Source organism: Burkholderia sp. BCC1972 (assembly GCF_905339605.1).
Classification (GTDB): Bacteria; Pseudomonadota; Gammaproteobacteria; order Burkholderiales; family Burkholderiaceae; genus Burkholderia.
Map to the genome: position 1 here is coordinate 15,292 of NZ_CAJPGH010000025.1, position 16,147 is coordinate 31,438.

The following is a 16,147-nucleotide window of genomic DNA, read 5'->3' on the forward strand; positions in this document are numbered from 1 at the left end:
TGCGGATGGTGCACGCGCCATGCCGTGGTGACATGCGCGTGACGAGAAGGATCGCAATTGCGTCGACGTACCGGTATCGGTCGAACGACCGACCCCGGTCGGGCAGCCGTCGAGCCGACGTATCGGCAGTCGGCCGGAACAACGGCGGTAGTGCGCCGGACGACGCGTCAGCGCGGACCGGCCAGCCGCGGGTACGTTGGGGATACGCGGAACTCCTGGACTATCAGTGCTCCTCAGCCGTAAGCGAAAACGATGCCCGGATCCGCATGATGGTCTGACGCGACGTCCCGAACCTGCGTGCGACCTCGCTGACCGACAGTCCTTTGTCGAGGGAGCGCATCACGCGCTCGCGATCTTGCCGGCCAAGCGACGATGGCCGACCGACGCGCTGCCCGTTGTCTTGTGCGGATTTCACACCCGTTTTGCCACGCTGGCTCCTGACCGCGGTCTCCAGTCGGATCACCGCACGGAGCATCTTGATCGCCGGCGGTTCGGGGCGGCTCGCAAGATCGACGTTGCCGACCTCGACGCACTGGACCACGATCCTCCGGTTGCGGCATTGCATCAGGGTCGAAAGGGCGTCGCGTGCGCTGCAGCCGAGCGCAGCAATTTCCAGTACCACCAGCGAGTCACCAGGTACGGCGCGCCTCAGGGTACCAGCCAGTTCCGGTCGCTCGGCTGCGTTGACATACGGTGGGACGCGGTCGATGGCGACGCGATTGAGTACGACGGTGTGGCCTGCCTTGTCGAACGCAATCAGCTCCTGCTCGGGGAACAGACTCCCGATCGGGCTGTTGATGTAAAGAAAGGTACGGCTCATCCGCCCTCCGATGCGTGCAAGGTTGCCGGCGGATGCACCGCCTCCGTCACTACGCCCCGCTATCGCCCATGATCGCGTGCGCGATCGCGTCGATCGAAACCGGTTTCACGAGAATGGCATCGAACCCGCGCCACGCGTAGCTTCCCAGTGTCGGCGGAACCATGGCGACGATACGCGTGCGCGGGTGCAAGCTGACCGTGTCGACAGCGAACTTGCAAGCGTTGTCGGGATCACGCTCCACGTCGACGACAACCGCCGAGGCCGGGCCATGCGAAATCGCTTCTTCGGCGCGGTGCGCGGGCACCACGGTCGTGCTGAACCCGCGCAGCCGCAACAACAGGGCAACCGATTCCCCGACATGCGCGTTTCCTCGAAGAATCACGATGCGGCGGCCGGCGAGCCGCAGCGGCTTGTCGGTGACCGATGAACTGCGCAATACGGCGTCCGCACTCAACCAGAGCAGACGTGCTTCCCGATAGGCTTCCAGCGCAGATTGCTTGAGGGCCTCGTCCGCGAGCGGATTGGCGAAAAGCGCCCGGACGCGCGCCTCGGCCACCCCGAGCCGCCGGTCTGCTTCGTCGAAGCGTGCCTTTGCCTTCCCGTTGTAGCTATCGATCCCTTCCTCCATGTCTTGTTTCGCGTGTTAACTGCGAAGCCGCGTGAAGATGGCCATCAGGTCGTCAAGCGACACTGGTTTCTTCAGGTGAGCATCGAAGCCAGCCTTCTCCGCCTGCCTCACGTCTTCGTCCTGAGCGTAGCCGCTCAGCGCAATACAGAGCACCGATTTCAGTGCCGGCGCTTCGCGCAGCTTTTCAACGAAGACCAGCCCATCCATGCCGGGCATGCCGATGTCGGACAGCACGACGTCCGGCACATGACCGTCGAGCGTCGACAATGCCTCCTCACCGCTCATTGCCGTCCGGACGATGGCACCCTCGCCTTCCAGCAGGAGCTTGAACGTCTCAACCGTGTCCGCGTCATCGTCCACCATCAGCACATGCAAGCCCTGCAAGGACTCGACCGGTCCTCTTCTGGTCGAATGCGCGTCGGTGAGCACGCGGTGCGTCGGCAGCGTTACCGTGAACGCCGCACCGAGACCCGCACCCTTCGATTCCGCCTGCACGATGCCGCCATGCAGGTTCACCAGGTCCTTGACCAGTGCAAGGCCAATTCCGAGACCCGGGCGGCGCGCATTCGAATCCCGGCTTTGCCGGAACATGTCGAAGACGTGAGGCAACAACGCAGCCTCGATGCCGTTCCCGGTATCAGCCACACGCAGTACGGCCTCCTCATGCTCGTCAACCTGCAGCGACACGTCCACAGACCCGCGACTGGTGAACTTCAGCGCATTGCTGATCAGGTTCCAGACGATCTGTTCGATGCGCGTAAGGTCGGCATGAATGATGACGGGCGCGGCGGGTATCGCGACGTTGAGTGCGAGGCCGCGCTGGCTCGCTTCGTCCTGGACGGCATGTGTGACACGCTTCACGATTTCGCGCATGTCGACGGGCGTACGCACGACGGACAGCTTCCCGGTTCGCACGCGCGAAATGTCGAGCAGATCGTCGATGATCTGCGCCTGGCCGATGACGGTGCGCCGGATCGTATCGGCGGCACGCGAAATGTTCAGGTTTTGCCGGGATTCCGGCGCGCGCGCGATCAGTTCCGCGCTCGCCGAAATGAGGTTGAGTGGATTCTTGAGTTCATGCGACACCACGGCAAGGAACTCGTCGCGGCGCCGCACCTCATTCCGTTCACCCGTTTCGCCAAGCGGCTCGGCCGGCGCATGGCGGCCAGCCATGGCCGCCGGCGCGAATTCCCCGAGATCACGCGCGATCTTCGCAAACCCGCTGATGCCCGGTTCGTCGAGGCGCGACAGCACCCCGCTCGCAAAGAAGCGGGTGCCGTCCTTGCGCAGATGCCAGCGTTCCTCTTCGGTGCGTCCGTTCAGCCGGGCCTCCGCGAATTCGCGCTGTGCAACCTGATTGGTACGATCCTCTTCGGTCGACAGGAGATCGGCAGACTGCCCGATCATTTCGGCCTCGGTATACCCGAAGATCCGCTCCGCGCCGGCATTCCAGCTGGTGACGATGCCGTTGTCATCGAACGTGATGATCGCGTAGTCCTTGGTGCCTTCGGCCACGATGCGCATCAGCCGCTCACCTTCGCGCAGACGGTCTTCCGCCCTTCGGCGGTCAGTGACATCGATGAAGGAAAGCACCGCGCCGTCGATTCGGTCCTCCGTTGTCCGGTAGGGCACGAAGCGCGCGAGATACCAGCGTCCGTCGTTGCTCCGCAGTTCACGCTCGATCAGGCGGAGCGAATCGAAAGCCTCGGCCGCGTCGTCGGAGAGCTTGTCGTACTCGAGCCGATGCGTAATGTCCAGCAGCGATCGGCCAATATCCGACGGAATGATGCTGAAAACGTCCGTCGCCCGCGGCGTGTAGCGCTTGATGCAGATATTCCGGTCGACGAAGATCGTGCCGATATCGTTGGCTGCGATCAGATTCTGCAGGTCGTCGTTGATCTTGCCGGTTTCCTCGACCTTCGACTTGAGCTCCGCATTGACGGTGGTCAGCTCTTCGTTGATCGACTGCAGCTCTTCTTTGCTGGTCTCGAGCTCTTCCGTCGCCGAACGCAGCTCCTCGTTGATCGCCTGCAACTCCTCGTTGGATGCTTTCAACTCTTCCGTGGACGTTTCCGATTGCTCGATGGTCGACTGAAGCTGCTCCTTCGTGCGCTGCAGCTCGCGTTCGAGCTGGCTGATGATCGGGTCTTTCTGCACGTCGACCGTCGCGGTTTCGGAACCGCTCATGCTGTCTTCGACTTCGTCGAACAGCACCAGCACGAAGTCCGCATTGGCCTCCGGATCATGCACGGGGCGCGCGGTCATATTGACGAAATACGAGCGCGCGTCGCGCTCGACCCTCACGCGCCGCGCCTCGACGCTGCGATTGGTGTGCAGTGCCTGATAGATCGCCGTGCGCAGCTCGAGACGCAATTCGGGGCGCACCACCGCAATGATGTTGTGAGAGGGTTCGCCGCCGGAATATCGCAGGAAGCGTCCAGCCCGATCGGACAGGTGAACGATTTCGGAATCGCGGCTGACGAGCACGCTCGGCGGCGCATGCTGCTCGACGAGGCGTTGGTGCAAGTCGCCGAACGAGAAGCGGCGACGGCCCGGCGGCTGAATGGTCGTCACGACGGGCCGTGCGCTCATCGTTCCGGAAATGGCGACCGGCACCGGGGTATCGCCACGCACTGCCATGTTCGCGCGGTAGATTCGGTTGCGCTTGTCGACGACCGAGAACATGGAACTCACGCTGTCGGCCGATTCAGAGCTGCCGAGAAACAGCACGCCACCGGGACGCAGCGCGAAGTGGAACATCTTCAGAATTTCGATCTGCGCTTCCCGGTCCAGATAAATCAGCAGATTGCGGCAGCAGATCAGGTCGAGCCGCGAGAATGGCGGGTCGCTCAGCACGTTGTGATGCGCGAACAGCATGTGCTCGCGCAGCTCTTTCTTGACGCGGTAGTGCGCGGCGTCTTTCGCGAAGAACTGGCGCACGCGGTTCGGCGCCACGTCGGCGAGAATCGAATCGGGGTACAAGCCGGTGCGTGCAAACGAGATGGCCCGCTCGTCGATGTCGGTCGCGAAGACCTGGAACGAAACGCCTTCGGCTGATTTCAGCGACCGCTCCTGCAGCAACATCGCGAGCGAATAGGCCTCTTCCCCGGTCGCGCAGCCAACCGACCACACGCGAATGCGATCCTGCTCACCGCGCCCTTCGAAGAAATGGGGCAGGACGTCGCGGTCCAGTGCATCGAACGCTTCCTTGTCGCGGAAGAAGTTCGTGACACTGATCAGCATGTCCTGCAGAAGCGCCTGGGTTTCCTCCGGATGCAGATGGAGAAAGTCGCGGTACGCCTGGAGATCGGTGATGCCGTTGACCTGCAGGCGGCGTTCGATCCGCCGCAGTACTGTCGCCCGCTTGTAATGCCGGAAATCATGCGCGGTGCGCGTACGCAGGATGATCATGATCTCGCGCAATGCACGCTCGGCTGCCTCGTTGACCAGTTCTTCCTGGCGCTCCTCGCTTTCGGTGACGGGCAGGTGGATTTCCTTCGCGGTCACCCACAGGTCCATCAGCCGCTGCGGCATTTCCGCGGCGGTGGTCACGAAGTCGACCATGCCTGTCGCGATGGCACTGCGCGGCATGCTGTCGTATTCCGCTTCCGCCGGCTCCTGGGCGAAGGTGATACCGCCCATTTCCTTGATCCTCGACAGCCCGACGGAGCCGTCCGAGCCTGCGCCGGACAGCACGACGCCGATTGCGCGTGCGCGATGGGCTTCAGCGAGCGTCCGGAAAAAGAGATCGACGGCAGCCCGTCGGCCGCCCTCTTCCGGTCGATGGGGAGCGACGCGCAGAAAATCGTCGACCATGGTCAGTTCGAGGGAGGGCGCGATCAGGTAGACGTGGTCGGGCTCGATCGGCGTGGCACTCGTGACTTCCAGCACGGGCATTCCGGTGGCCTTCTGCAACAGGCTGGCCAGATTGCTTTCATGATCCGGTGCCAAATGCATGACCACGACGAATGCCATCGACGTGCGCGCCGGCAAGGCTTCGAAGAACTCGAGGAGCGCACCCAAACCGCCAGCCGACGCGCCGATTCCGACGACAGGATGATTTGCCTGGCCCGGGAGAGTCTGCCCGCGTCTTTTCGACATCGCTGCGTGTCCTGTTGAAAGAATAATCGTGTTCGCGGCCAAGGTCGGGCAGGCGCATGGCCCGCTTGCGCCAAGATACGCGTGGATCGCTATTATCGCTCCAACAGCATTGACTGCAAGAATTTTGCCGCGTCGCCAGCGGGGTGTGCGGCTTCCTCTTGACGCCTCCGCGAAGCCTCGAGGCTGGATCCGCCGGGATGCGCATCGAGCATGCGACGATTCATCTCCCTTTCGCTTGGCGCACGCTCGACATCTTCGCGCTTGCATCGGGACAGGGAAACGGCGAGTGTGGCGTGCCCTGTCTGTCGCCATTAGCGGAACCGGCCTGAATTCGTCAGTCGCGAAAGCGTATCGCCGCCTCCCGTTCAGGCCGGCGTAGTGGACTCCGCAAGGCGGTTCAGTGGGTCGAGCGCCGGCGGTCGGCGATCCATGAGCGCTGCTTTTTGGCGATGTGCTCGACGGCGCGTTGTCTGGCGATCTCGTTGTCAGCCGATCCGCTCAGCGGGCTCGCCGTCAGTTCGATCAGCCGCCGTGCCAGCCCGTCGAGCGGCAAGACGAAATCCGCATAAGGCTCGGCATGCAGCGGCATGTCGGACGCAAACGCTTCCGCGGGATCCTGGACGATCGTGGCGCCCCCGCACAACCGGATCGCATCGAGGCCAGCGGCACCGTCGTCCAGCAGGCCGGTCAGGATCACCCCGATGGCGCGCCGCCCCATTTCGGCCGCGACGCTGCGAAACAGCGGATCGATCGCCGGTCTTGCAAAATTCTCCTTGGCGCCGCCCGTGAGGCGCAGCACCTCGCCTTCGACGATCAGATGCCGATCCGGCGGAGCCACGTAAATTCTGCCCGGCAGGTAGGTATCGCCATCTTTTGCGTGCACTGCATGAAGCGGGCCGGCCGAACTCAGGAGGGATGGCAGGAAACTGTCGTGCGCTCCGATATGCAGAACGATCGCGACCGCGGCCGGCAAGTTGCGCGGAAGTCGAGAAACCAGCGCGCAGAGCGTATCGACACCACCCGACGACGTACCGATTGCGATGAAGTCCCGATGAGCCAATTTGCCTCCCCTATTCCCGCTGCTTCAAGTGTAGACCTGGATCGCCGGTGCATTCGTCACTTCATTGAAAACGTATTCACCACGCGTCCATACAACTCAGAAGAATAGCTGTCGCAATTCCTGTTCCGCACCTCCGGCGCGTCCGATTTCGGGTCGCATTCTGCTCTCGTTCATCATCCGATACGATGTCCGTAAAGCACCATATACGGACATTTGTTTGCGATGTACTTTCCCATCGCGGCTGACATAAGCTTGGAACGGTCGTTTCCGTGCCGGTTTCGTTACTTCACAGGTGAAGGAATGGTCGTCCAGAGACTTTCATTTCGCGCTGCTGCAGGCAAGCTGCAAGTCATCACGGTGTGGCGATGCCTGTGGCGAAGCGGCATACGCGTATGCCGCTGGGGCATGCATGTCGACCAGCGGTCGGGCATCGAATCGATGACGGTCGATATCGTCGGATCGGATTTGCTGCTTGCCGACGACATCAAGACGATGCTCGATGATTCATCCTTGCAATTGACTGTCACGCTGTTTCATATGGCCGTGGTGACGAATTCTTCGGTCACACGGGAGCCCAACGAGGATCGTATGCGCGAGGCAGCGAATTCGATCGCCATCGTTCGTTCACATCCGAGGCTGACACTGGTCAGGGATATCACCCGCCACGTCGCACATTCCAAACGAGACTGATTGCATGTGACGCGCAAGCCGCTTCTGCCAGGTCATACCGTCCCGGCCCATTCGGGGCGAAGCGGTAAAGATTGCGTATCCAGCCATCCAGGAGACAAGCATGCTGAGCCCTCATGAAATCGCCGCGCTCATGCTGGTCAAGGCTTCACCCGACCAGATCGACACGAGCAGCGAAGAATTCGACACGCTGCGCGAGCAACAACTCGTGGAACTCGAGACACTTGCTTCCGGCGCGCATCGCCTGCGCATGACGCATAACGGCGAAACACTGCTTCGCATCGTTACGCAAACGTATTGATCGGCACCCGGCCAGTGCAGCGACGCATGGGCCGACGAAGCGATCAAACAGCGGCACCCAATTCCATTCAGGAGATCGTCGATCATGAAAACCCGGGAGCTGGTTTCGAGCGCGCAACACGCCAATCTCGACTTCGTATTCGGTCTGGCTGGCGCGTTACTCGATGAAGTCGGGAAACTGGCCGAACTCAATGCGCGATTTGCACGATCGTCGCTGAAGGACGCGTGGGCGGTCGCCGAAAGCGCGATTGAAACACCGCAGGACTGGACGCCCATCCAGCGCGCGCTCACCGAGCCGCTGGCCGAGAAGCTTCAGTCCTACAACAGCGAGTGGCTCGGTATCGTGTCGTCGTGCCATGCCGACGTGATCAAAGTCGCCCAAGCCGGCAGCGATCAATACGTGCATCGGATACAAGCGTTCGTCGATGATGCGGCAAAATTCGCGCCGTCCGGCTCCGAGGCAACCGTAGCGGCCTGGAACTCCGCGATCGTCGCTGCGAATTCGCTGTACCGGACCCTCGGCAGCACGGGCCAGCAAGCTGCCGAAGCCGCGCGCGGCAATTTCGACGTCGCCGTCGTGGCAGCGTCGAAGCACGCCAAACGTGCGGTTGACGAGGAACAGCACGCGGCAAAGCGATAGCAGTCGATGCAAGCGCCTCGACAGGTTGTCGCAGGCGATCTTGCCAGCCGTGTTACCGGTTATGAGAGGAAGCCCCGCTCGCGCGCTCCGCATGCCCGGGTTCGGCACCAGTCGGCGCGGAGGCTGCCGACGCAGCCGACAGCGCGTTCATGTACGCCGGTGGAGGCTTCTTCTCCTTTCGGATTCCCGGCGGCGGCGCCGTCGGGCGCCGCTCCATGTCGGCCAGCATCTGCCGGCACGGCAACGGGCTGCTGCGGCCCGGTTGCACCAACGCGAGCAGACTTGCGAGCGGATTCAACAAGCCCAGCCCGATCGCCGCACCGCCACGCGCGATCAGTGCTCCTGCCTTCACGCCGACGTGCGGCTGCTTGAAGGATCCGGTGACATACAGCGGCGAGCGCAGCGATATCACCCTGAACCCCTTGGTGTGGGGATGCAGCGTCAGATTCATGGTCTCGTCCCGCAGGTTCACGTTGCCCTCCATTCCGATCACCGCATCGTCGGTGTCGAGTGCGAACACGCGCGAGTCGAGCACGCCGTTGGTGGCCACCAGGTCGGCCACGCCGCAGTTGATCTTTACGTCGCGAGTGCCGAACAATTTCTCGTAAACCACGTTGGCGACGTTCAGGCCTGCAGCTTCCATCAGCAGGAGGCTCACCGTGCCGTCGGTGATCAATGTCTTCACTTCCCCGTTGGAAGTCGCCGCGAGTGCCGCCGGCGAATTGCCGGTGGCTGACAACTCGGCATCGCCGTTGACCTCGCCGAGCGCCGTTTGCATCACCGAGAATGTCGGGAACAGCTGCTTGAGTTTCAGGTGTCTCGCCTGCAGCGAGAATCGCCCCTTGAGCGGCACGCCGCTGCCATCCAGATGAATGTTGGAAGCCAGCGTCCCGCCCGCGACGCCAAAGTTCAGCGGGTTGAGCATCAGAACCCCGTCACGCATGACGATGTGGGTCGACAGGTCGGTGATCGGCAAGCTGGAGGTCTTGACGATGCGTCGCCCGGTAAATCGAACGTCGGCGTCGATCTTCTTCCAGCGGTCGGTTCGGAATGTCTCGACAGGCAACGACTTGTTCGCGGGCTGCGCGACTGCGGCACCGCGCCGCGCCTTCCTGGCATTCGTGTCGGCGCCGACAAGCGGTGCGAGGTCGGAGAACTGCAACAGCCTGGACTCCAGCGTGCCGGACAAGAGCGGCCTCGGTTCGCGCGAAACGTACACCAGCGTGCCGTTGAGATCGCTGCCGCCGACGCGTCCCGTGAAGTCCTCGTACTTGAAGACGTCGCCAGACGCCCGGAATTGGCCGATCAATCGGCCGTCGGTCGCATAAGGCGAGGTTTCGGGTAACGTGATGCCCGTGACTTCATACAGATGGGCCATCGTGGTGCCTGCGAGCCAAAGCCGGAGATCGACCGCGGCCAGGTGAGCCGGATCGGTCAGCGTGCCGACGAACGCCAGATGCGTATCGCCAAAGCGCATGTCGGCCTGCACCGGAAATGGCCGCGACGTACCCTGCACCTCCAGCAAATTGCCGATCTTGCCGGTGCCGGCGACATTGCTCTTCTTGTAGGTTCCCTTGACGGTCCAGCCGATCATGTAAGTGCCGGCGCCAGCAGATGCCGCCGGCGCCGGGCCCGCCGATGCACTCGTCGTCGCAGCGGACGTTGCGCCCGGTGCGGCAGCAGCGGAAGCGTTCGATGCAACCGGTGCGCCCGATGCTGCCGGGGCCATTGTGGTGCCGGATTTCATCCCTGCGGAACGCGACGCCGCGGCCAGCGCTTGCGAAGCCGCTGCCGATGCGCGAGACGCCGCATCGGCACCCGACGCCGGAACCACCGGTTGCACCTGGCCGGCGTGCGCCTGGGCCGCGAGTTTCTTTTGACCCGCCGGCCCGACGGCCTTTGCCGATTCGTGGCGCGCCAACGCCTCTTGCTGTTTCATCGCGACACCGAACGGGATCGGCTGGCCAAGCGTGTCGATCGTCGCGCTCAGATCGAATTGCTTTTGCTGGTCGTAGTAGCCGAGACTGCCTTGGGCGAACGCGACCTGATGCAGATCGAGCGTCCATCGGCCCGGCTGCGCGAGCTTCTTGAACTTGAACGTCCAGTTGGCTCGCCCGTCGCCGAGACGTTCGAGGTCGACGGAAGGATTGACCAGATCGATCGCCGGAATCACGATGCGGCGTGCCATCAGCGGCAGCGCCTCGACCTCGAAGCTGATCGCGTCCAGCGCGACGAAATACCTTGACCGCGCCCAGTCCGGGTTGGAAATCGTGACGTTGCGAGCGGTGAATCGTGGCCATGGCACCCATGCGCGCCAGCCTCGCTCGGCCACGGGCTTATGCCACCCGACACTCAGATCGCCGTTGATCGCGAATTGCCGCCCGATCGCGTCCGACACCTTGTCATCGATCCAAGGGCGGGCCCGATTCCAGTCGAACGTCACAATGACGACAACCAGCGCTGCAAGCGCCAGCGCGACGATCGCGGCAAGCCACGCGGCCGCCTTGCCGACGGTGTGGCCGATGTGCATGTCTCACTCCCCGAATTTGCTGTACGGTCTCGCGCAATTCGTGTTCCTGAATGCGCTTCGGATGGAGATGTCTGACGATATCGACGTGCACGTCGAAATGGGGTTCTCACGACTGTTCGCACGTCGATCGTCGCAGTAATGTGACGAATCGACTTCTCCGCCTGCTCGTGGTGTGCGGCAGTGCCAAGCATGTCGAGCGAGAGAAACGGACGCCTGCTGCGGCCATGACATGTCGATCGGGAGGATCAATGGATCGTCGCCGTTTCCTCGAGTCGTCGGTCTTTTTTACCATTGCGGCTGCCACCGCTCCGCACAGCGTCTCACCGGCGGTCATACCTGTCGGTGCCGCGCGCAAGAACCTTGATCGATTCCCGCAAGGTGTCGCCAGCGGCGATCCGCACGATCGCTCGATCGTATTCTGGACGCGATGCGTGCCGGTACCCGGGAGCGGCACGCCACGCGCAAAAGGTGTCGCGCGGGCGGTGCCGCTGCGACTGGAAGTGTCGACCCTGCCGGATTTCTCGACGCTCGTCGCAAGCGTACCGCTGACGGCGCTGGCCACCTACGACTTCACCGTGCGCGCAAAGGTGACGGCGCTCTCGCCGAAGACTACCTACCACTACCGGTTCGTCGCCGGCAACGACGTCAGCATGACGGGTATCGCGCGTACGGCGCCGGAAGTCACCGAGGCAAACGAACAGGTTCGCTTCGCGTGGCTCACGTGCCAGGACTGGAGCGTCAACCATTGGCAAGCGATGACGCTGCTGGCCGCCGAGCGCGATCTCGATTTCTTCGTGCATGTGGGCGACTACATCTATGAAACGGTCGGGACATCTCCTCCCGGCCGTGCCGAGCCGACGCACCCTCCGCTGCGCTTGCCCGACGGAAAGCTGCTCGCGGACGGCCGCGCGTATGCCGATACGCTCGAAGACTACCGGACGCTCTATCGCACCTATCGCACCGATCCGCGCCTGCAGATGCTGCACCAGCGCCTTCCGATGATAGCGATCTGGGACGACCACGAATTTTCTGACGACTGCTGGCAGGATCATCAGGTCTATACCAACGAGGAGCGGCAGGAAACCCGGCGCCGCCGCAGCGCCAGTCGCGCGTGGGCAGAGTACATGCCGGTGGATTGGGGCGATGTGCGATTCGATCCGGACAATCCGTCGTACACGAACATTCGCATCTACCGCGATTTTCGCTTCGGCATGCTGATGCACCTCGTGATGACGGACGAGCGGCTGTATCGCGACGATCATGTCGTCAGCGAGGCAGCTATCGCGCGCCTGCATGGGCACGACCCGGTGCATGGAGACGACGCAGCCGGCTCGCGCTATTTCGTGCAGCAGGATGTGCTGCAACGATACGAGGCTAGCGATACCAGGCGGCTTGGTCGCCCGCCGTCGATGCTGGGCCCGGAACAGACACTATGGTGGAAAGCCATGATGAAGGACTCGCCCGCAACCTGGAAGGTATGGGGCAACGAAGTGATGCTGAACCGTCTGTGGTTCCAGATGCCGGGCGCGCCCAAGACACCAGCAGCGCGCCTCGTGGCCGATTGCGACGCCTGGGACGGTTATCCCGCACACAAGCACGAACTGCTCGCTTACTTGAGGGAACACCAGATCCGTAACGTGGTCGCGATCACCGGCGATCTGCATGCATTTCAATGCGGCGTCGTGCGGGACGACCCCGATCCCGCGACGGGGGTGCCGGTCATCGTCGATTTCGTTTGCGCCGGCATCAGCAGTTCGTCCTTCTATTCCAACCTGAAAGCAGTATGGACCGGCACACCGCTGGCGACGATGGTGGCCACCCCAGGCAGACTCGACAGCTTCCTGATGGCGAACAACCCCGATCTGTGCCATGCCGACCACGATGCGCAGGGTTATGCATCGGCCACCGTCACGCCGGAGCATTTCTCCGTCACGTTCAACAAGGTGAAGCCGTTAAACCCGGACGGCACGGCGCCCGCGGATGCACTGCTTGGTCGCACGCGATTGACCGTTCCCAAAGACTCGGCCGAAGTACGCGTCGAGCACATCTAGATGGCATAGCACAGGGCCGCCCCAGGCGGCTCGTCAGTGGTAATGTCCGCCAAAAAGCCCGAGCAATCCAATGACGATCAGGTAGATTGCGACGATGTAGTTCAGCAGGCGCGGTACCACCAGAATAAGAATTCCGGCGATCAGCGAGACCAATGGGCTCAGGTTGGTGAATACGTGCATGGCGTTGCCTCCTGACAAGCAGCTTTTGTTTGCGCTTCGGAGCGATTTGCGTGCCCGGCGCAACGCATGGTGCATCGCTTCTTCAAAATTGGCGGCTGACAGCGATGCGACCACTGTCGTTTTTCGACTGATACAAGTCTTCGCTTCGACGGGAATGACAATTGCGGGGCCCCGTCAAATAGGGGGCAACTGCGATGAACGATCAACGTCTGGGCGAGCACGAATCCGCGACCGCGGATGAAAACGATCCGAGCTGGCTTCGCCGCCTCGGTCCGGGCTTGACGACCGGAGCAGCGGATGATGATCCGTCCGGCATCGGGACCTATTCGCAGGCCGGTGCTCAGTTCGGCTTCGAACTGCTCTGGACCCTGCTGCTCACCTATCCGCTCATGGCGGCTATCCAGTTGGTGAGCGCGCGTATCGGGCGGGTGACCGGCAAAGGTCTCGCGTCGAACATCCGAACCCACTATCCGATGTGGCTCCTCGATGGCGCAGTCGCACTGCTGACGATCGCCAACGTGATCAATATCGCGGCCGATCTGTCGGCAATGGGTGCGGCAGCCAATTTGCTTCTTGCCGGGCCTCAACACCTTTATGTCGTCTCGCTGGGCCTCGTGTCGGTCGTGCTGCAGATTCTGATTCCGTACGAGCGATACGCGCGATTGCTCAAATGGACCGCGCTGGTGCTGTTCGCCTATGTCGCTGTCGCACTGGTCGTCCCGATTCCATGGACCGAGGTGGGCCGGGCGATCATACTGCCGCACATCCAGATAAGCTCGGGCTACCTGACCACCGTGGTCGCAGTCCTCGGCACGACCATCAGCCCGTATCTGTTCTTCTGGCAGGCCTCCCAGGAGGTCGAGGAGCTGTTGGCCGTGCCGCGCGACCAGCCGCTACGCCGAGTCCCCCATCAGGCGCCCGCACAACTGCGCCGTATCAACTTCGACACCTGGTTCGGAATGGGCGTCTCGAACATCATCGCTTTCTTCATCGTGTTGACGGCGGCGGCCACACTGCATGCGCACCATATCGTCGTGAACACGTCGGCGGACGCCGCGCGGGCGCTCGCACCGATTGCCGGCCAGTTTGCGTACGTGCTGTTTGCGCTCGGCATCATCGGTACAGGCCTGCTGGCGCTACCGGTGCTGGCCGGTTCAACGGCATACGCGATGGCGGGCACGTTCCGCTGGCACAACAGCCTCGCACTGCGGGCACCGGTCGCGGTGCCGTTCTATGCCGTGATTGCGTTGGCGGTCGCCGGAGGCCTGGCGATGACTTTCATGCATTTCGATCCGATCCGGGCACTCTATTGGAGTGCCGTCATCAACGGCGTCACTGCGTCGCCCATCATGGTCGTCATGATGCTGATGGCGCAGAGCAAACGAGTCATGGGCGAATTCGCGATCAAGGGACCGCTTGCCTGGGGTGGGTGGTCTGCCACATTCGTCATGGCGCTCGCAGCCGTTGGTATGCTGGTGCCCTCGTGACACCGGCTGTGCGTCCGACCGACGCGCAGCCGCAACGCAGCCACCGTCACCGGCGTGACCCTCGCACGCAATCTGCTAACGTTGCTTCGGGCCACCACGAAGACATTCGCCATGCACTACCACCCCGACGACATCGTCCGGCTGTTCCGGTCCGTGTCGACGCTGCACCTGAACCGCCCGGCGCCGGCCGAATCGTTCCTGGCTGGCGCTGTCGAGGCCGGCATCGCATTCGGGCACGTGCTGCGCGACTACCCGCTGGTCCGCTGCCAGCCGCTCGACTTCCACTACCTGTGCCAGCAGAGCCTGTCCGTGCTCGACGACACGCTGCTGGCCGACCTGACATGCGACCTGCCGCCGCTCGGATGGCGCGGCGCGCACTGGGCCGCCCTGCTGATCGCGTTGTCGGGCAACGCGCGCTATCTGCCGCATCTCGACAAGGCCAGGCACCATCGCGGTGTCGAGTGGACGGCCGGCCTGGCCGAAGCCGCCGTGCACCGGGAGGCGTCGTCGTCGCGGTACCCCTGTGCCCGGCTGATCGTCGACCTTCGACAACAGCTCGCGTCGCTGCCGCGCGTGGCCGTGCGCCTGCGCAGGCTGCCGCCACCCGACGCCGTGGCGGCCACGGCCGCGGCCGTCCGTGCCGCGTATCGCCGGGGCGATGTCGCGGCGGCACTGGCGATCGCCCGCGGCTAGTTCGCAGCGCGCGCCGGCCGTGCCCGTCGCGGCCTACTCGACGTTGTCCGACACATCCGTCATCCGGATCATGTGCGGCCGTACGCCGTCGTCGTCGGCAGACACGGCCTCCTTCGGATGAATCAGCGCTTCGAGCCGCGCCTTCGTCGCGATGAACGCCGGCGAATTGACCTGCGAATAGTCGCGCGGCCTCGGCACCGGCACCTCGATCAGTTCCTGCACGCCCCCCGGATTCGCCTTCAGCACGAGAATCCGGTCCGCCAGGAAAATCGCCTCGTCGAGATCGTGCGTGATGAACAGGATCGTCACGTCGATGTTGCGCCAGATGTCGAGCAAGTGAGTCTGCATCCGTGCACGCGTCTGCGCATCGAGCGCGCCGAACGGCTCGTCCATCAGCAGGATGCGCGGGCGGTTCGCGAGCGCGCGGGCGATCGCCACGCGCTGCTTCATCCCGCCCGACAACTGGTGCGGATACACGTCGGCGAAACGCGTCAGCCCCACGAGATCGAGCCATTGCAGCGCTTCACGCTCGGCTTCGCCGCTGCTGCTTCCATTCATCCGGAGTCCGAACATCACGTTCTTCTTCACGGTGAGCCACGGAAACAGCGTGTAGCCCTGGAACACCATCCCGCGATCGGCGCCCGGCCCCTGCACGGGCTGGCCGTCCAGCAGCACCTCGCCGCTCGTCTGCGCGTCGAGCCCCGCCAGGATGCGGATCAACGTCGACTTGCCGCATCCGGACGGGCCGATCACGCACACGAATTCGCGCCGGTGCGTACGGAAGCTGATGTCGTCGAGCGCGACGCACTCGCCTTGCGGCGTCGTGAAACGCTTGCCGACATGGCGCACGTCGAGTATCACGTCGCGGGTTTTCAGCCGCGCGAAGCGCTCGCGCACCGCGTCGGACTGGATCAGGTAATCGGGAACGGCTTGCGGATTCTGCATGATGCCCTCTGCGGAAATCGGTCGA

Annotated in this window: 13 protein-coding genes; 6 read left to right on the forward strand and 7 right to left on the reverse strand. The window is 63.2% G+C overall.

All coding sequences use genetic code 11. The annotated features are described in order from the left end of the window. Positions 1-223: 223 nt before the first annotated feature. The 4 genes from U5798_RS28415 to U5798_RS28430 all read right to left on the reverse strand — a co-directional run bounded on the left by U5798_RS28415 (position 224) and on the right by U5798_RS28430 (position 6,609). Positions 224-820: a helix-turn-helix domain-containing protein gene (locus U5798_RS28415; protein ID WP_322083876.1), complete on the reverse strand. Its 597-nt coding sequence runs from the start codon at positions 818-820 to the stop codon at positions 224-226. Positions 821-869: 49 nt separating this feature from the next. Further along, entirely contained in the window at positions 870-1,448 is a 579-nt protein-coding gene (locus U5798_RS28420) for a hypothetical protein (RefSeq protein ID WP_322083877.1), read from the reverse strand. Positions 1,449-1,463: 15 nt separating this feature from the next. After that, the gene (locus U5798_RS28425; protein ID WP_322083878.1) at positions 1,464-5,549 is read right to left on the reverse strand and encodes a CheR family methyltransferase; all 4,086 of its coding nucleotides are present in this window, start codon (positions 5,547-5,549) and stop codon (positions 1,464-1,466) included. 397 nt (positions 5,550-5,946) lie between these two features. Further along, complete coding sequence (locus tag U5798_RS28430; protein ID WP_322083879.1) at positions 5,947-6,609, reverse strand: chemotaxis protein CheB; 663 nt, start codon at positions 6,607-6,609, stop codon at positions 5,947-5,949. 300 nt (positions 6,610-6,909) lie between these two features. Between U5798_RS28430 and U5798_RS28435 the strand changes: the two genes are divergently transcribed. The 3 genes from U5798_RS28435 to U5798_RS28445 all read left to right on the forward strand — a co-directional run bounded on the left by U5798_RS28435 (position 6,910) and on the right by U5798_RS28445 (position 8,236). After that, positions 6,910-7,299, forward strand: a complete 390-nt coding sequence (locus tag U5798_RS28435; protein WP_322083880.1) for a hypothetical protein — start codon at positions 6,910-6,912, stop codon at positions 7,297-7,299. A 100-nt stretch (positions 7,300-7,399) separates the two neighbouring features. Then, the gene (locus U5798_RS28440; RefSeq protein WP_124447448.1) at positions 7,400-7,597 is read left to right on the forward strand and encodes a hypothetical protein; all 198 of its coding nucleotides are present in this window, start codon (positions 7,400-7,402) and stop codon (positions 7,595-7,597) included. A gap of 84 nt (positions 7,598-7,681) precedes the next feature. Then, positions 7,682-8,236 (forward strand): phasin family protein, encoded by a 555-nt coding sequence (locus U5798_RS28445; protein WP_322083881.1) that lies wholly within the window; start codon positions 7,682-7,684, stop codon positions 8,234-8,236. A gap of 52 nt (positions 8,237-8,288) precedes the next feature. Here U5798_RS28445 and U5798_RS28450 read toward each other — a convergent pair whose 3' ends face one another. Further along, positions 8,289-10,766: an AsmA family protein gene (locus U5798_RS28450; RefSeq protein ID WP_322083882.1), complete on the reverse strand. Its 2,478-nt coding sequence runs from the start codon at positions 10,764-10,766 to the stop codon at positions 8,289-8,291. Between the two features lie 248 nt (positions 10,767-11,014). On the opposite strand from U5798_RS28450, the gene U5798_RS28455 reads away from it, so the two are divergent. Then, a complete protein-coding gene (locus U5798_RS28455) occupies positions 11,015-12,817 on the forward strand; it encodes an alkaline phosphatase D family protein (protein ID WP_322083883.1) in 1,803 nt (600 codons plus the stop codon). A gap of 33 nt (positions 12,818-12,850) precedes the next feature. Here the strand turns inward: U5798_RS28455 and U5798_RS28460 are convergent, their stop codons facing one another. Continuing rightward, entirely contained in the window at positions 12,851-12,997 is a 147-nt protein-coding gene (locus U5798_RS28460) for a DUF3096 domain-containing protein (protein ID WP_124448121.1), read from the reverse strand. A 194-nt stretch (positions 12,998-13,191) separates the two neighbouring features. On the opposite strand from U5798_RS28460, the gene U5798_RS28465 reads away from it, so the two are divergent. Both U5798_RS28465 and U5798_RS28470 read left to right on the forward strand, forming a co-directional pair. Further along, the gene (locus U5798_RS28465; RefSeq protein ID WP_322083884.1) at positions 13,192-14,484 is read left to right on the forward strand and encodes a divalent metal cation transporter; all 1,293 of its coding nucleotides are present in this window, start codon (positions 13,192-13,194) and stop codon (positions 14,482-14,484) included. A 111-nt stretch (positions 14,485-14,595) separates the two neighbouring features. After that, positions 14,596-15,177 (forward strand): hypothetical protein, encoded by a 582-nt coding sequence (locus U5798_RS28470; RefSeq protein WP_322083885.1) that lies wholly within the window; start codon positions 14,596-14,598, stop codon positions 15,175-15,177. A gap of 33 nt (positions 15,178-15,210) precedes the next feature. Here the strand turns inward: U5798_RS28470 and U5798_RS28475 are convergent, their stop codons facing one another. After that, on the reverse strand, positions 15,211-16,122 hold the full coding sequence (locus U5798_RS28475; protein ID WP_124447437.1) for an ABC transporter ATP-binding protein: 912 nt from the start codon (positions 16,120-16,122) through the stop codon (positions 15,211-15,213). Positions 16,123-16,147 lie beyond the last annotated feature (25 nt).